21 protein-coding genes and 1 pseudogene are annotated in these 17,472 nt (G+C 71.7%); 9 read left to right on the plus strand and 13 right to left on the minus strand.

Translation table 11 applies throughout. The features are described 5' to 3' along the window. Nucleotides 1-336: 336 nt before the first annotated feature. The 3 genes and pseudogenes from LZ495_RS07870 to LZ495_RS07875 form a co-directional block, all read right to left on the minus strand. Nucleotides 337-513, minus strand: a complete 177-nt coding sequence (locus LZ495_RS07870) for a hypothetical protein (RefSeq protein WP_235051278.1) — start codon at nucleotides 511-513, stop codon at nucleotides 337-339. Between the two features lie 190 nt (nucleotides 514-703). After that, nucleotides 704-862, minus strand: a pseudogene (locus tag LZ495_RS45425) (IS630 family transposase); the annotation flags it as partial. Then, nucleotides 841-1,281: a hypothetical protein gene (locus LZ495_RS07875; protein ID WP_235051279.1), complete on the minus strand. Its 441-nt coding sequence runs from the start codon at nucleotides 1,279-1,281 to the stop codon at nucleotides 841-843. The pseudogene LZ495_RS45425 and the gene LZ495_RS07875, both read right to left, overlap by 22 nt. A gap of 191 nt (nucleotides 1,282-1,472) precedes the next feature. Between LZ495_RS07875 and LZ495_RS07880 the strand changes: the two genes are divergently transcribed. After that, nucleotides 1,473-1,898, plus strand: coding sequence for a nuclear transport factor 2 family protein (locus LZ495_RS07880; RefSeq protein ID WP_235051280.1), 426 nt, complete (start codon nucleotides 1,473-1,475; stop codon nucleotides 1,896-1,898). Nucleotides 1,899-2,006: 108 nt separating this feature from the next. On the opposite strand, the gene LZ495_RS07885 is transcribed toward LZ495_RS07880, so the two are convergent. From LZ495_RS07885 to pdxR, 4 genes are all read right to left on the minus strand, one after another. Further along, nucleotides 2,007-2,876: a helix-turn-helix domain-containing protein gene (locus LZ495_RS07885; protein WP_235051281.1), complete on the minus strand. Its 870-nt coding sequence runs from the start codon at nucleotides 2,874-2,876 to the stop codon at nucleotides 2,007-2,009. Between the two features lie 397 nt (nucleotides 2,877-3,273). After that, nucleotides 3,274-4,026: a uracil-DNA glycosylase gene (locus LZ495_RS07890; RefSeq protein WP_235051282.1), complete on the minus strand. Its 753-nt coding sequence runs from the start codon at nucleotides 4,024-4,026 to the stop codon at nucleotides 3,274-3,276. A 120-nt stretch (nucleotides 4,027-4,146) separates the two neighbouring features. Then, entirely contained in the window at nucleotides 4,147-4,866 is a 720-nt protein-coding gene (locus LZ495_RS07895; protein ID WP_235051283.1) for a sulfite exporter TauE/SafE family protein, read from the minus strand. A 422-nt stretch (nucleotides 4,867-5,288) separates the two neighbouring features. After that, nucleotides 5,289-6,785: a MocR-like pyridoxine biosynthesis transcription factor PdxR gene (gene pdxR, locus LZ495_RS07900; RefSeq protein ID WP_235051284.1), complete on the minus strand. Its 1,497-nt coding sequence runs from the start codon at nucleotides 6,783-6,785 to the stop codon at nucleotides 5,289-5,291. Between the two features lie 262 nt (nucleotides 6,786-7,047). Between pdxR and LZ495_RS07905 the strand changes: the two genes are divergently transcribed. After that, nucleotides 7,048-8,682, plus strand: a complete 1,635-nt coding sequence (locus LZ495_RS07905; protein ID WP_235051285.1) for an amidohydrolase — start codon at nucleotides 7,048-7,050, stop codon at nucleotides 8,680-8,682. A gap of 326 nt (nucleotides 8,683-9,008) precedes the next feature. On the opposite strand, the gene LZ495_RS07910 is transcribed toward LZ495_RS07905, so the two are convergent. The 3 genes from LZ495_RS07910 to LZ495_RS07920 all read right to left on the minus strand — a co-directional run bounded on the left by LZ495_RS07910 (nucleotide 9,009) and on the right by LZ495_RS07920 (nucleotide 11,105). Beyond that, a complete protein-coding gene (locus LZ495_RS07910) occupies nucleotides 9,009-9,887 on the minus strand; it encodes an NmrA family NAD(P)-binding protein (protein ID WP_235051286.1) in 879 nt (292 codons plus the stop codon). Then, entirely contained in the window at nucleotides 9,884-10,339 is a 456-nt protein-coding gene (locus LZ495_RS07915) for a hypothetical protein (RefSeq protein ID WP_235051521.1), read from the minus strand. The genes LZ495_RS07910 and LZ495_RS07915 overlap by 4 nt, the downstream gene beginning before the upstream one ends. A gap of 238 nt (nucleotides 10,340-10,577) precedes the next feature. Beyond that, complete coding sequence (locus LZ495_RS07920) at nucleotides 10,578-11,105, minus strand: MarR family winged helix-turn-helix transcriptional regulator (RefSeq protein ID WP_235051287.1); 528 nt, start codon at nucleotides 11,103-11,105, stop codon at nucleotides 10,578-10,580. Nucleotides 11,106-11,339: 234 nt separating this feature from the next. Here LZ495_RS07920 and LZ495_RS07925 point away from each other — a divergent pair, with 234 nt between their 5' ends. Together LZ495_RS07925 and LZ495_RS07930 are read left to right on the plus strand one after the other, a co-directional pair. Next, the gene (locus LZ495_RS07925; protein WP_235051288.1) at nucleotides 11,340-11,891 is read left to right on the plus strand and encodes an NUDIX domain-containing protein; all 552 of its coding nucleotides are present in this window, start codon (nucleotides 11,340-11,342) and stop codon (nucleotides 11,889-11,891) included. Nucleotides 11,892-12,306: 415 nt separating this feature from the next. Beyond that, the gene (locus tag LZ495_RS07930) at nucleotides 12,307-12,696 is read left to right on the plus strand and encodes a hypothetical protein (RefSeq protein WP_235051289.1); all 390 of its coding nucleotides are present in this window, start codon (nucleotides 12,307-12,309) and stop codon (nucleotides 12,694-12,696) included. A 177-nt stretch (nucleotides 12,697-12,873) separates the two neighbouring features. On the opposite strand, the gene LZ495_RS07935 is transcribed toward LZ495_RS07930, so the two are convergent. Next, nucleotides 12,874-13,452 (minus strand): hypothetical protein, encoded by a 579-nt coding sequence (locus tag LZ495_RS07935; RefSeq protein ID WP_235051290.1) that lies wholly within the window; start codon nucleotides 13,450-13,452, stop codon nucleotides 12,874-12,876. 397 nt (nucleotides 13,453-13,849) lie between these two features. Beyond that, nucleotides 13,850-14,401, minus strand: coding sequence for an SUKH-4 family immunity protein (locus LZ495_RS07940; protein ID WP_235051291.1), 552 nt, complete (start codon nucleotides 14,399-14,401; stop codon nucleotides 13,850-13,852). A 110-nt stretch (nucleotides 14,402-14,511) separates the two neighbouring features. Here LZ495_RS07940 and LZ495_RS07945 point away from each other — a divergent pair, with 110 nt between their 5' ends. After that, on the plus strand, nucleotides 14,512-14,673 hold the full coding sequence (locus LZ495_RS07945) for a hypothetical protein (protein ID WP_235051292.1): 162 nt from the start codon (nucleotides 14,512-14,514) through the stop codon (nucleotides 14,671-14,673). Between the two features lie 167 nt (nucleotides 14,674-14,840). Here LZ495_RS07945 and LZ495_RS07950 read toward each other — a convergent pair whose 3' ends face one another. Further along, nucleotides 14,841-15,536 carry a type III effector protein gene (locus tag LZ495_RS07950; protein ID WP_235051293.1) on the minus strand — a complete coding sequence of 232 codons (696 nt, stop codon included), beginning with the start codon at nucleotides 15,534-15,536 and terminating at the stop codon, nucleotides 14,841-14,843. 156 nt (nucleotides 15,537-15,692) lie between these two features. Between LZ495_RS07950 and LZ495_RS07955 the strand changes: the two genes are divergently transcribed. From LZ495_RS07955 to LZ495_RS07970, 4 genes are all read left to right on the plus strand, one after another. Then, nucleotides 15,693-16,127 carry an Hsp20/alpha crystallin family protein gene (locus tag LZ495_RS07955; protein WP_235051294.1) on the plus strand — a complete coding sequence of 145 codons (435 nt, stop codon included), beginning with the start codon at nucleotides 15,693-15,695 and terminating at the stop codon, nucleotides 16,125-16,127. 119 nt (nucleotides 16,128-16,246) lie between these two features. Then, complete coding sequence (locus LZ495_RS07960; RefSeq protein WP_235051295.1) at nucleotides 16,247-16,609, plus strand: STAS domain-containing protein; 363 nt, start codon at nucleotides 16,247-16,249, stop codon at nucleotides 16,607-16,609. Beyond that, nucleotides 16,606-16,938 carry a hypothetical protein gene (locus LZ495_RS07965; protein ID WP_235051296.1) on the plus strand — a complete coding sequence of 111 codons (333 nt, stop codon included), beginning with the start codon at nucleotides 16,606-16,608 and terminating at the stop codon, nucleotides 16,936-16,938. Before LZ495_RS07960 ends, LZ495_RS07965 begins: the two co-directional genes overlap by 4 nt. A gap of 41 nt (nucleotides 16,939-16,979) precedes the next feature. Beyond that, entirely contained in the window at nucleotides 16,980-17,369 is a 390-nt protein-coding gene (locus LZ495_RS07970) for a DUF2267 domain-containing protein (RefSeq protein WP_235051297.1), read from the plus strand. Nucleotides 17,370-17,472: the final 103 nt, after the last annotated feature.

The following is a 17,472-nucleotide window of genomic DNA, read 5'->3' on the forward strand; positions in this document are numbered from 1 at the left end:
CCGAAATCGTCCTGGGCCGCGTCGCGGCGGTCACCGTCGAACGCCGCCAAGTCTGGGACTCGGAGAGCCGGCAAAGGGTCGAAAGGGGCTTCCCCAAGTCCGCGTGATCCCCCGCAGGGGCAGCCGCAGCGGCTGATCCCGGCCTAGGGTTGGGGGTCTAAACAGATTAGGGATCGGATCGCCACCAATCCTGCCCCGTTTCGACAAGAAGGCCATTGAAGAGGAAGGGACGCATTTTCACGTTGTATACGGATCCGGCACTGGCGGTCGGCGTCGAAGCCGTGAAGACAAATAGCGCAACCGCGCAGACCGCCAGGACCTTCTTCACAAGAGAAGTCATTGCTCGCCCTTCTGTTTATCCACGTTGATCCAAGCCGCCGAGGCGACCGAGAACGTATCCTTAAGCACGAGAATGACCAAGGGTCGAGTGTGGAATCCTTGACCGCCTGGCTTGATTTGATCTCTGGGCAGGTTCAAGACCTCGTCGCCGACGTTGCGAATGGGTCGGATCATCTTCGTTTGTGTTTCATGCCTTCTGCTATGCCGGCTGATCAAGTCTCCTGACACTGCGGGAGATGGAGCAGAGCTCTTCTCACTACACCCGTCAAGCCTTAGGCCCGTACGCATTTAGACAACGGCGATGCGGGGAATACAGGAGCTCAGCGTTCGCGTCGGTGAATTCACGCACGCCGGCCGTCAGTTAAAGGCGGATGTCGTCCCGGACGAGCACAATCGGTCCACCGAGCTGGATGTGGGCACAGGTGATCAAGTCGCGGGAGTCACGCCGGTCAAAGCCCTTCGGCTCCTCCTTGCCGCGCCGGTACTCGCGGATCGCGCAGATCAACCTGGACCGATTCCGGGGTTCGAGTCGGATGCGGGCAAGGCCACTACCGTGCAAAGCGAGCCACCCGCCCTCCCCCTGCGACGGGTGGTCACGCGGCGGCCGTCGCCGAGCAGCGGCCCGAAGCGCAGGCCGCTCGCGGTGCGCTGATGGACGCTCGTGAACATGCCGCCGTGGTTCTCGGTGACCCGGCGGAAGACGGTGAGGCGCAGCGTGGCCGAGCACCGCCACACCTCCCATCCGTCGAGCCTGATGCGCACGTCGGGGCCGCGTCCGGCCTCGGCCGGGTGCGGCACCCAGGCGGGCGCGAGCCAGTGGTTCGGCGGGTGCTCCTCGCCGTGGCCTTCGTCCGGCGGGGTGTAGCGCACCAGGTAATGCGCCTGGGGCATCGGCGGTTCGGGCTCCGGGTCCGCCGCGACGAGTCCCTCGAAGAAGCTCATCGCCTCAGCGTGCCGCACCCCACCGACAACCCGTTGGGCGCAACTCCCCTGCAGGCCAAGCCTGATGACCTTGGGCCTGAGCGGTGGCCCGCCCCGAGGACGGCGCTCCGGAGAATTGCCGCTTTGAACTCCGTACATCGTACCGTACGCTGTACGAAGTAAGCCCGAGAACGTGCCCAGGAGGACCATCCATGTACCAGCCGACCACCGAAGAACTGCAGGCCGTCGACGCGTGGTTCGCCGCGTACGACGCTCTCGCCGAGCGCGGCGCGATCGAGGAGTTGGCCGACCTGGCGGTGTTCCCGATGAACGTGGCCACCGACGTGCCGGGCGGCCACGCCGTGCTGAAGCAGTGGACCCGCGAGGAGTACGTCGAGGCCATGGGCCAGGCGATGGGCGGCGGGACCGCGGGGCTCGAACTGTCGTCCGTCCGGACGCCGCGCTTCGTCAGCGCAAACCTGGTCATCGTGGAGACCGAGGCGACCATGACCATCGAGGGGCAGCGGCAGAGCATGCACTACGCCGACCTGCTGGTCCGCACCGAGGACGGCTGGGCGTTCCAGACGATGGTGCAGGGCGGCTGGGGCTACGGCTGGCCGGCCGCCAAGCGCGGCTGACCGCACGACGCGGCTGACATCGCGCGGCGCGGCCGAGCGCAAGACGTGTCCCGGTGGCGCCGGGGAGACCGAACGGCATCCCGCCGAACGGCATCCCGGCGCCTCCGGTCACGCGAGGTAGATGGCGTCCTCGACGGCCCACGCGGCCGAGGCGCACCACCGCGGCGAGGCGCCCGCGAGGTCGCGGAAGTCCAGGCTCAGATGGGCCTGGTCGTAGAAGCCGCACGCAGCCGAGATCTCGGCGAGATCGGCACCCGGCCGGGACAGCATGGCCACCGCCTGCTGGAAGCGCGCGACGCGTTCCATGGTCTTGGGGGTGAGCCCCACCTGCTGGGTGAAGCGGCGCGCCAGGTGCCGCCGGCTCCAGCCGACCTCCTCGGCGATCCGCGCGATGGAGACGGCGCCGGGGCGCGTGGTGACGGACCGCCAGGCGTACACGACCTTGGGGTCTGGCTCCGGCCCGCCGTGGATGCGGGCCAGCAGTGCGGCGTCGATCAGGTCGAACCGGCGTGACCAACTGGTCGTGGCCGCGGCGCGTTCGGCGAGTTCGTCGGCCTCCGGGCCCAGGACGTCCCGGAGTTCGAGCGACGTGTTGGCGAGTTCCGACTGCGGCATCGCAAACAGCCGGTACGCGCCCAGCGGCGTGAGCTGCATGCGTATCGACTCTTGGCCGCCGGGGTGTTCGCACACGCCGGGCCCGTCGTCCAGCCCGCTGACCAGCGAGCCGATCGGGCCGCTGTCCGAGGTCCGGGCGCCGATCCGGGCCACCCTGGCGTACGGCGCACCGAGGTTGACGACCACGGTGACCTGTCCGGTGGGCACCAGCCGGACGGTGTAGCCGGCCCCGGGGGCGCCGACGTACGCGGCCCGTTCGTGGAGGTACTGCGCCAGTCCGGGGTGCTGCGGACGGCTGAGCCGCCACATCTCGCCGACCTGGGTCACGGTGAAGTCCCGGCCGGGACGAGGGCGATCAAGCACAGCGGCGGAGTCTAGTGCGGTCGGACATTCCCGGCTCCGCCTGGTTCGCGGCCCCGCGCGAATCGGCCACAGCACCGGGCGCGCAAGGCCCCTCCCCGCGTGGAGGCCCTGCACACCCGGCGTGCGCCCAAGACGCGGGCCGGTACGGGACGGCCGTACCGGACCAGCCCGCGTCGGCTGGTGAACCCCCGTCGGCGAACAGCAGGTTCGGCGCGACGAGCGCCCTCCTGCCTCCTCCTGGGGCAATGCGGAACGCACGCCGCGACCGGTGACGCTACGCAATCGCCGCAGGTCCAGGCTTGGAAAAAACGGACCTCTCCGCCGAGGGCGCCACCGGAAGCCCGGGATTTGCTCCGTGCCTCGGCCGCGGTTCAGGCCGCCGCAAGGCAGTTGCGGGTCACGGTGTCCGCGGGTGGAGACCGGCGGCAGTGGCGGCATCGGCGAGGACTTCGCGGAGCATGGCCGGAGTGAGCCGTCCGGTGAAGGTGTTCTGCTGACTGACGTGATAACTGCCGAACACCGCGAGCGGTCTCGGCGTGGCCGGATCGGCCGGGGCCAGGTCGACCCGCACGCCGTGGCCGAACACCGGACGCGGCCGCGGCACCGACCACCCGGCTGCGGGGATCGCGGTCATCAGCGCCTGCCAGCCGAAGGCGCCGAGGACGACGACCGACCCCAAGGTGCCCTTCATGAGCTGCAGTTCGCGAACGAGCCACGCTGCGCAGGTGTCCCGCTCCCCCGGAGTGGGCTTGTTGGCGGGCGGGGCGCAGTGCACCGGGGCCGTGAACCGTACGCCGAGCAACCGCAGTCCGTCGTCGCGGCGCTCCGAGGTCGGCTGCGACGCGAGGCCGATGTCGTAGAGCGCCCGCACCAGGACGTCGCCGGAGCGGTCACCGGTGAACATGCGTCCCGTGCGGTTCCCCCCGTGGGCGGCCGGCGCCAGGCCGACGACGAGCATGCGCGCATCAGCCGGCCCGAACCCGGCGACCGGACGTCCCCAGTACTCCTCGTCAGCGAACGCCGCCCGCTTGACGCGCGCGACTTCCTCCCGCCACTCGACCAGCCGCGGACACGCACGGCAGTCGGCCAGCACACGGTCCAAAGCCGCCACACTGCCCAAGCGCGGCGCCCGTTCGCTCGGCGGTTCCATACGCACTCCAGTCGTCCGGGCGGCGGGCGGCGTCGGTCGCCGTGCGGGCATGACAGCACGCCGCACACCGGGAAATGCCCCGGCGCGCACGAGGCAATCGCATGAAGTCGGCGGACGCCGTCACAGGCAGGCCTGCGTGCCCACGGTGAGGGCCGAGGCGAAGGCGATGGCCAGGACCGCGTTGGCGACGGTGCCGTGGGTGAGGCGGGCAGCGAGCGGTAGGGATGCCGCAAGACCGGCGAGTGCCGCGGGCAGCAGGGACAGCGCGGAGCCGAGTTGGCTTGCGGACAGTTTGCCGGTGCCTGCCAGGAGGACCACGGCGACCAGCGAGGTGACCGTGAAGTACGCGGAAAGCGTCGCGCGCAGGCGGGCGGTGTCGGTCGGGCGGTAGACCAGGGACACCGGCGGGCCCGCGGTGCCGACGACGGTGCCGAGGAACCCCGACAGGCCGCCAGCCGCGGTGAGGGTGGTGCGCGTGGCGGGTATGCGGAGCCCGCACCAGGCGGCGATCACCGCCGCGGCGACGGTTCCGGCGACGATCAGCGCCGTGGGCCGCGGCGCGAGGACGCCGAGCGCCCATAGCCCGACCACGGTTCCCGGGACGCTGGCGACCGCCGCCCACCCCAGGTCGCGGGGCGCGAGCGCGGCGCGTTCCCGGTAGGCGCCTGCGGCGGTCACCACCATGCTCACCATCAGGACGGGGCCGGGCACGAGGGCCGGGTCGAGGAGGAGCAGCAGCGGCGCGCACACGAGTCCGAAGCCGGCTCCGGTGCACCCTTGGACGGCAGCGGCCGCGGCGACGATGGGAGCGGCTGCCGCGATGGTGGGCACGGTGGTCATGCGGCGGCCGCCTCGGCGCCTTGGGCGGGGGCGGCGGGCCGGGCGGCGGGCCGGGCGGCGGGCCGGGCGCCGTGCTGAGTGACCGTCATGGCATCCGAGACTGCCGGGGGTTCTGGTCCTGGTGAAGAGCCAGTACCTAGCGGATCGACGGGTCCAGATGACGGCGTCGACCCAGGGGTCCGCCCGGCTGGGCCGTCGTCCGTGGAGCGGGGGTTTGCCTGCCCGGGTCACCTTCCGCCGAGCAAGGCCCTGGCCGGCTGGGCCGCCGTCCACGGAGCAGGGGTTTGCCTGCCCGGGTCACCTTCCGCCGAGCAAGGCCCTGGCCGGCTGGGCCGCCGTCCGCGGAGGAGGGGTTTGCCTGCCCGGGTCACCTGCCGCCGAGCAAGGCCCCGGCCGCCGCGGCGAGGGCGCCGATCCTCGAGTCACCGTCCGCCGAGCAGGGCCCTGGCTTCCGCGGCGAGGGCCGCGATGCCCGGTTCGATGTCCGCGGTCCGGATCGAGGCGAAGCCCAGGCGTACGGTGCAGGCCGGCTGGTCCCCGTCCAGGAAGCACGTCTCGCCGGTCTCGATGAGTACCCCCGCGGCGGCGGCCCGGCCCGCGAGCAGGCGGGTGTCGAGGCCGTCCGGGGCGCGCAGCCACAGGCTCACGCCGCCCGCGGCCGGGTCGTACTGCCAGGTCGGCAGGTGCCGGTCGACGGCCTGCCCGGCGGCGAGCCAGCGTTCGCGGAGCAGAGTGCGCAGCGTGCGTACCCAGCGGCGGTATTCGCCGGAGGCGATGAGCAGGGCCAGGGCCCGCTGCAGGTGGCCGGAGGGGTGGCGGACCATGTAGCGGCGCAGGTCGCGGAGGTAGGCGATCAGTTCGGGCTCGGCGACGACGTAGCCCAGCCGCAGTCCGGGGGCGAGGAACTTCGCGAAGCTGCCGAGGTAGACCACGGACGCCGGGTCGCTCGCGGCCAGGGCGGGGGTGCTGCGTCCGACGTAGCGCAGCTCGCCGTCGTAGTCGTCCTCGACCACGGGGAAGCCGCCTGCCGCGGCCAGTTCGAGCAAGCGGGCGCGGCGCGGTGCGGACAGGGTGGCGTTGGTCGGGTACTGGTGGCTCGGGGTGACGAGTGCCATGGCGATGTCGTCCGGCCAAGGTTCGACCACCACGCCCCCGCGGTCCACCGGGAGCCCGACGAGCCGGGCGCCGGCCCGGGCGAGGATGTGGCGGGCGTCGGGGTAGCCGGGGTCCTCGACGGCGACGCGGGCGCCGGGGCCGATGAGGGCGGTGGTGATCAGGTGCATGCCCTGCTGCGAGCCGTTGGTGACCAGGACGCGGGCGGGGTCGGCGGCGATGCCGCGGGCCGGCAGGACGTCGCGGCACAGGGCTTCGAGCAGCAGCGGGTCGTCGGCGTCCTGGCTGTCCTGGAGGCTGGCCGCGCGGTGTTCGCCGCCCAGCGCGGTACGGAGGCAGCGCAGCCACGCGGCGGTGGGGAACGCCTCCAGCGGCACGTGGCCGGTGGCGAACCGGTAGCGGTAGCGCTGCCAGTCTGCGGTCTTGCTGATGTGCGGGAGGGTGTCGAGCGGCGGCCGGGCGGCGAGGTCGCCCAGCCATTGCGGGCGCGGGCGGTGGGGCGGGGACGGGTCGGGGCCGGATTCTCGGCCGGATTCGGGGCCGGGTTCGGGGCGGGCGAGCCGGTCCGCGAGTTCGGGGTTGACCACCATGCCCGAGCGCGGCTGGGCAGACACGTAGCCGTCCGCGACCAGCTCCTGGTAGGCGAGGTTCACGGTGTTGCGGCTGATGCCGAGGGAGGCCGCGAGCTCGCGCGACGACGGCAGGCGGCGTACCCCGAAGTCACCCGTCGAGATGGCGCGTTGCAGCCCCCGGCGGACCTGCCGGTAGAGCGGTTCGGGCGAGTCGTGGTCGAGAGGTATGTACACGGTCCTCCGGCCTGGTCTGTCGTCGCGGCCGCACCCCGCGGGAACCGGACGGGGTGCTTCCGGAGCAAGGCCTCTGGTCTACCGGACTTCTCCACTTGTGACAACTGGCACCATCGAGGCGTCGCATTCTGGATCTGGCCATGGGTCCAGACCGGCTGCCATCGTGGTGCCCCTCCAGACCAAGACCCACGTGAGGAGCGGGGAGCAATGCGGCAGCACGACTACGCGATGGCCACCGCCCACATCCTCGAGGAGGCCGCCGATGGCGCCGCATGCTGACCTGATCATTCTGGGCGGCAGCGTCGTCACGGTCGACGACGCCCGTCCCGAGGCCGAAGCCCTCGCGGTGCGCGGCGGACGCATCGCCGCAGTGGGCGACGAGGCCGACATCCGCGCACTGGCCGGCCCCGGCACCGAGATCGTCGACCTGGCGGGCGGCTGCCTGCTGCCCGGCTTCGTGGAGGCGCACAGCCACCCCATCAGCCTCGCGCTCTCCCAGGACGGCCCGGTACGCGACATCCGCCCCGCGACCGTCCCCGACGCCGACGCCGTCCTCGCCGCGATCCGCCGCGCGGTCGCCGACGCGGAGGCAGCCGACGACGGCACCGGCGCCTACCTGTACGGCTGGGACGGCCTGCTGCAGAAGGGCCTGGAGGAGCCCACGCGCGACTGGCTCGACAGCCTCTCCCCCGCACGGCCGCTGGTGATCCTGACGAACTCGGGCCACGCCGCGTACGCCAACACCGCAGCACTGGCCGCGGCCGGCATCACCCGCGACACCCCCGACCCGGCCGGCGGCCACTTCGCCCGCGACGACGCGGGCGAGCCGACCGGGAAGGCGTACGAAGGCGCGGCCATCGGCATGCTCGCCGGGCCGGTCCTCAAGCGCATGGCCGACATCGCCGGCCCCACCTTGAAGGCGACCCTCGCGGGCCTCAACCGCGTGGGCATCACGACCGTGTCCGACATGGCCTTCCATGCCGCGCGGCGCCCGTTCCTCGACGCGCTCGCGGCGGGCGGCGAACTGACTGCCCGGCTGCGGCTGTACGAGGTCTCGGACGCCCGCCTGGCCAGCGAAGTCCCGCTCGCCAACGGCGACGACATGGTCCGCCAGGTCGGCATCAAGACCTGGGTGGACGGATCACCCTGGAACGGCAACATCGCCACCTCGTTCCCGTACCTCGACACGCACGCCACCCGGGCCGTCCTCGGCCTGCCGTGCGACCACCGCGGCGGGACCAACTACGACAAGGACGCCTACCGCGCCATCGCCGCCGCCTACTTCGCGCAGGGCTGGCAACTGGCCTGCCACGCGCAGGGCGACATCTCCATCGACCTGGTACTCGACGTCTGGGAGGAACTCCTCGCCGCCGCGGACCCGGACGACGGCCGGGCCCGCCGCCTGCGCCTGGAGCACTGCGGCGCCATGACGCCCGCGCAGTACACGCGCGCCGGCCGACTCGGCATCACATGCAGCCTGTTCGCCGCGCACATCCGCTACTGGGGCGAAGTCCTCGTCGACGACCTCTTCGGCGCCCCTGCCGAGACCTGGGTGGCCGCCCGGTCCGCCGTGGACGCGGGCGTCCGGATCTCACTGCACAACGACAGCCCGGTGACCCCGGCCGACCCGCTGGGGAACATCGCCACCGCCGTCACGCGCCGCACCCGGGCTGGACGTGTCCTGGCCCCCGAGCAGCACCTGACCGTCGACGAGGCCCTGCGCGCCCAGACCCTGGACGCCGCCTGGCAGTTGCACGCCGACGACATCATCGGCTCACTGACCCCCGGCAAGTACGCGGACCTGGTGATCCTGTCCGAGGACCCGCGTCGCGTGGCGCCGGAGGACATTGCGGAGATCGAGATCCGCGCGACTTACCTCGAGGGGCGACGCGTCTGATCGGGTGATGCGCCCTGTCGCGGCGCCGTTTCGGGGTGCCGTTTCTGGGTGCCACTTCTGGGTGCCACTTTTGGGTGCCACTTTTGGGTGCCGTCGGTGCGTGCACGCACGGTTCGTCCGTGCACGCAACGACGGTGACCGGCGAAGCCCTCGCAGCCGGGCCGGCTCAGGCCCCCCCGCGCCACCACCCCCAGCAGCACGTCGTCGAAGCCGCCACACAACGACGGCGTGATCCTGCTCCACGGGCTCGCCGCCGACCGCATCCGGACACGCCGGCCGCAGCAGGCCCCTGTGCGCCGCCCGTTCGCCGCCCTCTCTCGCACCCGTCAGCGGAACAGGCCCACATGCTCCGCCAGGTACGCGTCCAGGCTGCGCGGCGCCCGCCCGAGTAGGCGCGCCACGTCGTCCGTCGGCCGTTCCGGCCGCAGCACGGCGAGCTGCTGGATCTCGGCGACGTGCGCCGCGAGCCAGTCCGGCATGCCCGCGACCCGCACCAAGTGGGCGCGGAACACCTGCGGCGGCAGGTCCACGTACCGGATCGTGCGACCGAGCAACCGGCCGATGCGTTCCGCGAGTTCGGGGTACGTGATGGCCTCGGGTCCGGTGAGGTCCAGGACAGCACCCGCCGGGCCCGGCGGCGGTCCGGTCAGCGCGGCGGCGGCCACGTCCGCGATGTCGCGCACGTCGACGTAGTTGCACGCCGCGCCGCCCATCGCCCCGACGATGACGCCGCCGTGGCGTATGCCGTCGGCCAGCAGCGGCAGCTTCTGCATGAACGCGTACGGCCGCAGCATCGTGGCCACCAACCCGCGTTCTTGGAGACGCTGTTCGATGCTGGAGTGGCCGCGTGAGACGGCGACCGGCGCGTCAGGTTCGGCCGCGGGCGCGGACAGTTTGACGACGTGCCGCACACCGCACGCCGCGGCCGCGTCGACGGCGGCATTCTCGTACGCGACCTGGTCGGGACCGTTGGCCATCGCGAGGAACAGCGCCTCACAGCCGACGAATGCCGCACGCAGCGACGCAGGGTCGGCAGCGTCCGCACCGACAACCTCGATCCCCCGTACGTGTTGCGCCCGTTCGGCGATGCGACGCACAAGACCGGCAGGGTCGCGGGTGACCGCACGGCACGGCACCCCGAGCGCCACGAGGCTGTCGAGCAGGGCCCCGCCGGTGGCGCCGCTCGCTCCCATGACGGTGATCATCCGCGGACTCCTTCGGGACGGTTCGCCAGGGCGTTGGCCCGCTTCCGCACGCCGCGCCAGCGGCTCGTAATGATCACGGTCGCAAGGACCGCGGACAGCGGCAGGTCGATGCGCAGACGGGTGAGCCACGCGGCATCCGGAGCACCTGCGTGCGCGGGCAGCCAGGCACCCGCGAACCACCCGACTGCGCCCGCGAGTATGGCAGCCACAGCCGCGAGCAGGGCGGCGAGCGCCGGCGTGGGTGTGGCCAACGTCCAGCGCCGCGGGCGCCCCCCGCGCTCGAGCCACCGCCCCACGACTGCGGCCACAAGCCCCGAGGTGCCTGCGATGGAGGTGACCGCGGCGATGGCAAGCCCGGTCTGGCCGGTGGCAAGCCCGGCGGCACCGGCGCTGAGGGCGGGGGCGAGATAGGCGATGGCGGCCTCGCGCCACAGGACGAACGGCGGGGACATGGCATCCTCACAAAGTAATTAGGGAGCTAACTATATGGGCAAAAATGCGCGCCGCCCAAGCAGGAACGGCGTACGCCGAAGGCACCACCCGCGCAACGGCGGGACCGGCAACGGCAGGTCGTACAACTCAGGCCGACGACAACTCAGCAGAGCACCGAGCCCCGCAGCCCCTCCCGAAGCCCGCCCCGACAACCCGACAGCCCGACGACCGAACAACGACCGACAGCCCGGACGGCCATCACTCCGGATCCGCGGTCAGCGCCCCGACGCCCTGGGTGATGCGGCCGAGCAGATCGAGGAACACCCCCCGCTCCTCGGGCGTCAGACCCGAGACGAGCAACTGGAGGCGCCCGAAGTGGTCGGCGGCCATGTCCCGCAGCCGCCCGGCACCGCGCGCGGTCAGCACAACAACCATGGCCCGACCGTCTTCGGCGGACGCACGCCGCGCCACCAGGCCGTCCCGCTCCAGACCGTCGACCAGCCCGGTCACGGTCGCCCGACTGACGCCAAGGCTCGCGGCCAGCTGCGAGGGGGACTTCTCCCCCTCGTGGTCCTCCAGGTCCACGAGCAGCCGATAGCGGCCCGTCGACAGGCCGAACCGAGCAAAGTGCACCTCGGACGCCTGGCCGAGCAAGGCCCCGGCCGCCATGAGGCGCACCGCGACGAGCACCGCCTGCGGGTCGGCATCCAGCCCGTACCGGGCGATCTGCCGGCGGGCCTGATCGAGACTCGGAGCCCCGTTCGCGATGTCGCCGTCGTACCTCATGAAAACTAATATGGCACCTAACTACTTTTCGATCAAGCCCCTCAGGGCACCGACACAGCCGACACGGCCCCGCCGACGCGACCCCGCCGACGTGCACCCATCCCGACGACGGCCACCCATCCCGCTTCGCCGACGTCACAATCCCGGCACACCGATCGACTCCACGCGTTAGTCGACCGCGCGTCCACCAGCCTTGCAACACAGGCAACTTCGACGAACCAAAGGCCGACACGCATGACACCCTCTGCTGACAACGCCAGGACTCCCGCGCGCTTCGCCTTCACAGATGGCCGTGACGCCGCCGCCTGCTTCATCACCGACGCCGACGGGCGCGTCCTGCTCGTCCGCACCACGATGGGCATGTGGATGATGCCGGGCGGCAAGTTCGAGCCCGGCGAAGGCCCCGAGCAGTGCGCCGTCCGCGAATGCACCGAAGAAGTCGGCCAGGCCCCGCAACTCGGCCGCCTCCTCGGCATTCACCGCGTCAGCTCGGCGTACTCGCCTCGCGTACCCCGGGGGCGGTGGCGCACCGTCTATTTCTTCGCCGCCGATCTCACCCTCGACCAGACAGCCGAGCTGACCCCGCAGCCGGAGGAGGTCGTCGAGATCGCGTGGCTCTCCATCGACGACGCAGCCACCCACATGCAGGCGCACCACGCCGCCCTGCTCCGAGCCATCGCCCACCACGCCGCCACCGGCGACCCCGAGTCGTACGTCACCCTCGAGAACGGCCGCCCGACACCGGACCACCCGGCATTGCGCGACCGGCATCCGCGAGCGAGATAACCGACAGCCACCGACTCGGCCGACACCGCGACACCAAGGTCAAACATCTGCAGCGCGTCGTCCTCGGCCACAACAAGGATCCGCAATCGGACGGCGGCACGGCCTCCACCCCGGTACGAGGAAGCCCCCATCGAAATCGTCGCGGCCCACTCCGGCGAAACGGACGACCCCGGACCGCCCGCCGACGTCGCCGTCGTCAAGTAATCACGCCCCCGGGCTCCAGGCACCGCGGTCTGACCACGTCGCGAGCCATCCCCGGCACCGCGTCACAAGAACGAGACAGATGCTCGCCTTCCTCGCGATGTCGGTTTTATACAAGAGCCTTGGGCGAGGCAGCACCCATAGTGCATCCACCGACGCGCCTTTCCCCGCGACGCGGCCGACCACCCCTATGCTCCCGCCGGAGGACTGCCCCATGAACCTGCTGAACGGCATCGCCAAGCGCCGATTCCTCGTCGCCGCCGCGGCGTTCGCCACCGGTGTCGGCGCTGTCGGCGTCATGGCGCCGCAGGCGCAGGCCACGAGCGCGTACGGGTGCGGGTGGCCGCGCGTGTGCTTCTACAAGACCCAGGCGAGCTGGAACGCCGACAGCCCGACCGCCTCGTACCAGGACATGGGGTACTGGCAGACGCTCGGTACCAGCAGCAAGGGCTCGTACGGCGTCTACAACTCGCGCAACGACGACTGCGCACTGCTGGAGTTCAGCGACGGCGAGCAGTACCGCCTCAAGCCCAACAAGTTCTTCCAGACCTCGTTCATCGGCACCGTCACCAAGATCAAGATCATGGACAGCCCCACCTGCTGACCCCACCTAGCCACACGGTCGCCGCAGACCGTCTTGCGCCGCTGTCCGAACACGGCGGCGTCGGACTGCGTAGGCGTGTCTTGGCGGATCAGTTCACCGGACGCACCCGTCACTGCGGCGAGGGACAGGCAGATGGCCGGCAGGAACGGGATCAGGCGGTGAGTTCCGCTGCCCGCGTCAGCCCAAGGGCGTGCGTGCCGTCCACCACGCATGGTGCTCGGCCAGATCCCTTGCGGACGGATCGCCCCTGCGGGCAAGAGCGTCGATCATTTTCGCATAGAGGTCGCGCGCAGTGGCCGGGTCACCCGCCTCGCCGATCCATCGCGCGGCCTCGATGCGGGCGTCTAGCGTGTCGTTGTGGCACGGGCCGTGGACGCGGGACATCTCTGGGAGGAGTGCCACGAAAAGGGCGCGGGCGGCGGCAGGATCACCGGACATGCCCGTCCAGTAGGCGTGCTTGATACGCCAGTAGAGCGAAGGCGCGCGCAGATGGTGGTAGCCATCGGGCGGTGTGGCGCAGTCCGCCATCAAACGGACGTGCTCGTCGATGACGGCCGCCAACAGGTCCCGCGCGGCGGCAGGGTCCCCGGCCTCGCCGGTCCAGTGCGCGTGTTCGCCGCGGGCGCCGAGCGCTTCGGGATCGTCCGGGCCGTGAACGCGTGCCATATCCGCGGCCAGCGTCGCCGCTTGGTCGCGGGCCTCGGCTACATCACCGGACTCGCCGGTCCACCAGGCCAGTCCGCTCCGCGCGTCCAAGGTGTCCGGAGCGTCCGCCCCGTACATCCGCGTGCATTCCGCGACAGAAGCGCGGCTTTCCTCTCGGAGCCGCGCCGCGTACTCCCGACGAGCGTCGTATCTCGCCCATCGTGCCCCGGGCGCAGACGACTGCCCGTCTGCCAACTCGGGCCCCTCCATCTCGTCGTTCTGGCAGCACCAAGGCGGGTGCGCACCTTGCGCAGGGCAGTGTCTTCGGTCCGCCCGGCGAGCTCAACCGAATAGGTGACTGAGGTTGTATACAGGCTGTTCCTTCGCGCGCCGATGGACAACGCCGCCGTAGTCCGACACGGGCGTGTGACGGCTGATGAGGCTCCTGGAAAGTGGCTGTGGCGGGTGTTTCGTGACGGTCGCGTCCGATGGTCGGTCGGGTGGGTGCCTACGGGCGGTACTCCTCGCCGGTGACTTCGTCGACGATGATGCGCCATACGCTGTGGGGTGGCCCGACGGCGTCGGGGTCGACGGCGAGCAGTCGCTGCACGATGCGTTCGCGTTCGGCGAGCGCCGCCCGGGTCGGGAGGAAGTCGCACTTCTGGGCGTCGCGGTGGGCGATGAGCATGCACGCGCCGAACTGTTCGACCGAGCTGTTCATCGGCGTGATCTCGTCGGTTTCGTAGGGCGAGATGTACAGCACCCGGCCGTCGTCCGGCACCAGGCACACACTGCCCGCGCGCCAATAGCCGATGCGCAGGGTCCTGCCGGCCGCAGCCGAGCAGGGGGCACCGTGGTCGGCGCACCAGGCTGCGTACGTGGCGAAGGGGTCTTCGACGAGGCCGGCGTACACCGCGGATCGGCAGTACATGGGCACCCCGACCTCGGTCAACGTGCGCCGGACAGCGTCGGGGAAGCGGTGCGGGGCAACCTGGTCACGGCTTGCCAGCGCGATGCCATGTTTGCCGAAAACCTCGACGAGGTCCGCGCGTCGCAGCATTGCCCCTCCCCACCGTGGACGACGCGCCGACCCTATCGAGCAGGAAGACCAGGCAAGTTCGCGGTGCGCGATCGGGATGTCCGGTGTGCGGAGAGGTTCACGATCAGAGGATGGAGATCGAGCCGGTCGGCGTCCAGGCGATTGGACCATCACGCAATATCCGCCACAGCCGCTTGGATAGCGCCATCGGCGTCGCGGTATTCACGACGGTATGGCGCGCCGAGCAGGCACGGTCCACGATCCCCGACTGCGCTGTTCGCGCTGGGCGTTGACAGCCGGCGCGGTCCAGGTCCGCGCCGATTGCTCCCCGCCGGGGCCTTGCGCCGACGCGCGGCACACGGACCGTCAAGTGGCCCCTGGCCACTTGCGGCCCGCTGAGGCAAGGGGCCGTCTGTCGGTCGAGTAGGCGAGGGCCGGGGCTTACTGACGAGCACGGGGTTCACGTCGCGCGGCGGCGCTGGTGGTCGCTGGCTTGGCGCAGGCGGTCGACTTGGTGTGCGAACGCGTCTATCCGCGTGCCGAGGTCCGGGTGGTCCGGGTCGAGGTGCGGGCGGGTTGTGGCAAGGGGCGCCAAGAGCCGGGCGGGGTCGTCGTGGCCGAGTGCGGCGGCGAGTGCGGCCTGCGGCTGCTCTGCCTGCGGGCTGAGGTCGTCGAGTGCGGTGATCTGTCCGGCGAGGGCACGCAGCGCGCCCGCGTGTTCGCGGGCCCAAGCGGCGACGGCGCGGTCGGCGGCGCGGTGGTCCCGGGTGGCCTGGACGCGCTGGTCGCCGGTGGTGCCGGGGACGCCTCCGGGGCGCAGGCGCAAGTAGCGGCGTTCGGCGGCCTGGCGGCTGGCGACGCCCAAGGGGCCGGCGAGCGCGGCCCAACTGGCGCCGGCCTGGCGGGCGTCCTCGATCAGGTCGGGCTCCCAGGTGGCCAGGCGGGCACGCAGTTCGCGCAGCAGGACCAGTGCGGCAAGGGCATCGTGCGTGTCGGGGGCCGCGTCGGGTACGGCGTCGGCCCGGTCGGGCCTGGTGCGGTCGGCCGCGTCGTGCCGGGCTGCGGCAACCGCGGTGTCGATGGCGCGCAGCGCAGCGGCCGCGGCCAGGAACCGGACCCGGGGTTCGACCTCTCCGGGTTGTTCGTCGGGTGTCACCGACCCACCTCGTTCCGCATGTCGTCGTTCAGCTGACATTCTGTGGTTGTCATCGTTACGACGACATGCTACAACGGAATCGAGGTGAAGCACACGGGCGCGGCGCAGACCCGGACGGGGCCTGGCCGTGCCGGAACGACACGGAGGTGACTTGCGATGCTGATGCGTACCGACCCGTTCCGCGAGCTCGACCGGATCACTCGGGACGTGTTCGGAGCGACCGGGACCTGGTCGCGGCCGTCCGCGATGCCGATGGACGCCTACCGCGCGGGCGACGAGTACGTGGTCGTGTTCGACCTGCCCGGGGTGTCCCCGGACGCGATCGACGTCGACGTCGAGCGGAACATGCTGACCGTGCGAGCCGAACGCCGTCCCCTGCCCGGCCTCGAGGACGCCCAGGTGGAGCTGTCCGAGCGTCCCTTGGGGGTCTTCTCCCGGCAGATCATGCTCGCCGACACGCTCGACACCGGGGCGATCAAGGCGGACCACGATGCCGGCGTGCTGACGCTGCGCATCCCGATCGCCGAGCGCGCCAAGCCCCGCAAGATCGCGATCAACCGCGGCGGCGACCGCAAGCAGATCAACGCGTGACGTGGACACGCCGGGTGCGCCGCGGGCCCTCCCCGCGGCGCACCCGGCGCACGGGGCCGCAACGGCCCCGGCGGTGCCCGTCGCCGACGTCCCAGTCCCAGTCCCAGGGAGCCTGCGGCATGTTCGCCCTCGAACACCACCGGCCGGCCGGCGGCCTGCGGCGAGACCGCGGTCGGCGGCCGGCTCCCGCGCGGGCGGCGACGGGTGGCACCGCGGTCGTCAGGGCCGAGGGCGAGATGGACATCGCCACTGCCGACGCCCTGCGGGACCGCCTGGTCGCCGCCCTCGCCGAGCACACCGAGGTGACCGTCGACCTGTCGGCCGTCACCTTCATCGATTGCGCCGGGCTGCGCGGACTGCTGGCCGCCCGCGCGTTCGCCGACCGGCACGGCCGACACCTGGCCGTGCACGACCCCAGCCGGCCCGTGCGGCGCCTGCTTGCATGGACCGGGCTCGACCGACAATTGCGGACCACCCGATGACCCACCCCACCGACCACCCTGCGAACCAGGCTGTCGAGCATGAGCAGTTCGTCCGCCGCATCGACAAGGAGTTCGCCGACGTACTGCGGCGCCTCGACGACCTCGCCCGGCGCACCGATGGCAGGTTCGCCGCACTCGAAGCCCGCGCCGCCGCACTCGCCGCGCACGTCGACGCCCGGACGGCCTGGATCCTGGGCCGGCTGCCGCCCGGCACGCCGCCACCCCCCACCGCACCGCCCCGCCCGGTCACCGCCGCACCGCCCCGCCCGGCCACCGCCACCAGGACCGGGGCCTGGGCCAGGGCCGGGAGACAACACCAACCGGCTTGAGCAGACCTCGGTTTCGCCCCGCACCAGAACAGGAACAGGCCATGAACTGGGAGACCTTCCTCGACCAGGTCAAAGACCGCGGCGAATACCCCACCCGCCACGAGGCCGAACGCGCCATCCGCACCGTCCTCGCGCTGCTGGGCGCCCACCTGGTCGGCACCGAACGCGCCGACCTCGCCGCCCGACTCCCCGAGACCTGCGCACTCGTGTTCCTCGACCCCATGCACGCCCCCGAACCGCTGGCCCCCGAACGGTTCGTCCGCGCCGCCGCCGCATGGATCGACGGCGCCACCGAGCAGACCGCCACCTGGGACGTCAGCGCCGTCCTCAGCACCGTCGCCGACGCCGCCGGCGACGAACTCATGGGTCGCATCCTGCTGCAACTCCCGCCCGGCTACGACCTGCTGTTCGGACAGCCCCAACCCGTCTGACGCGACACGACCACGTGAACACCGCCCCCGAGCACGGACACACGGACACCAGCTCCGCCCCCGGGTCTGCCGGGCGTCGCGACGCCCGGCAGACCCGGGGGCG

This window comes from Yinghuangia soli (assembly GCF_021502675.1).
In the GTDB taxonomy this organism is placed as follows: Bacteria; Actinomycetota; Actinomycetes; order Streptomycetales; family Streptomycetaceae; genus Yinghuangia; species Yinghuangia soli.

Bases quoted from the DNA above. Each gene is read 5' to 3' on its own strand.
- LZ495_RS07870 (WP_235051278.1), bottom strand. From the start codon at position 513: ATGATCCGACCCATTCGCAACGTCGGCGACGAGGTCTTGAACCTGCCC.
- LZ495_RS07875 (WP_235051279.1), bottom strand. From the start codon at position 1,281: ATGAGCTTCTTCGAGGGACTCGTCGCGGCGGACCCGGAGCCCGAACCG.
- LZ495_RS07880 (WP_235051280.1), top strand. From the start codon at position 1,473: ATGTACCAGCCGACCACCGAAGAACTGCAGGCCGTCGACGCGTGGTTC.
- LZ495_RS07890 (WP_235051282.1), bottom strand. From the start codon at position 4,026: ATGGAACCGCCGAGCGAACGGGCGCCGCGCTTGGGCAGTGTGGCGGCT.
- LZ495_RS07895 (WP_235051283.1), bottom strand. From the start codon at position 4,866: ATGACCACCGTGCCCACCATCGCGGCAGCCGCTCCCATCGTCGCCGCG.
- LZ495_RS07905 (WP_235051285.1), top strand. From the start codon at position 7,048: ATGGCGCCGCATGCTGACCTGATCATTCTGGGCGGCAGCGTCGTCACG.
- LZ495_RS07910 (WP_235051286.1), bottom strand. From the start codon at position 9,887: ATGATCACCGTCATGGGAGCGAGCGGCGCCACCGGCGGGGCCCTGCTC.
- LZ495_RS07915 (WP_235051521.1), bottom strand. From the start codon at position 10,339: ATGTCCCCGCCGTTCGTCCTGTGGCGCGAGGCCGCCATCGCCTATCTC.
- LZ495_RS07920 (WP_235051287.1), bottom strand. From the start codon at position 11,105: ATGAGGTACGACGGCGACATCGCGAACGGGGCTCCGAGTCTCGATCAG.
- LZ495_RS07925 (WP_235051288.1), top strand. From the start codon at position 11,340: ATGACACCCTCTGCTGACAACGCCAGGACTCCCGCGCGCTTCGCCTTC.
- LZ495_RS07930 (WP_235051289.1), top strand. From the start codon at position 12,307: ATGAACCTGCTGAACGGCATCGCCAAGCGCCGATTCCTCGTCGCCGCC.
- LZ495_RS07940 (WP_235051291.1), bottom strand. From the start codon at position 14,401: ATGCTGCGACGCGCGGACCTCGTCGAGGTTTTCGGCAAACATGGCATC.
- LZ495_RS07945 (WP_235051292.1), top strand. From the start codon at position 14,512: ATGGAGATCGAGCCGGTCGGCGTCCAGGCGATTGGACCATCACGCAAT.
- LZ495_RS07955 (WP_235051294.1), top strand. From the start codon at position 15,693: ATGCTGATGCGTACCGACCCGTTCCGCGAGCTCGACCGGATCACTCGG.
- LZ495_RS07960 (WP_235051295.1), top strand. From the start codon at position 16,247: ATGTTCGCCCTCGAACACCACCGGCCGGCCGGCGGCCTGCGGCGAGAC.
- LZ495_RS07965 (WP_235051296.1), top strand. From the start codon at position 16,606: ATGACCCACCCCACCGACCACCCTGCGAACCAGGCTGTCGAGCATGAG.
- LZ495_RS07970 (WP_235051297.1), top strand. From the start codon at position 16,980: ATGAACTGGGAGACCTTCCTCGACCAGGTCAAAGACCGCGGCGAATAC.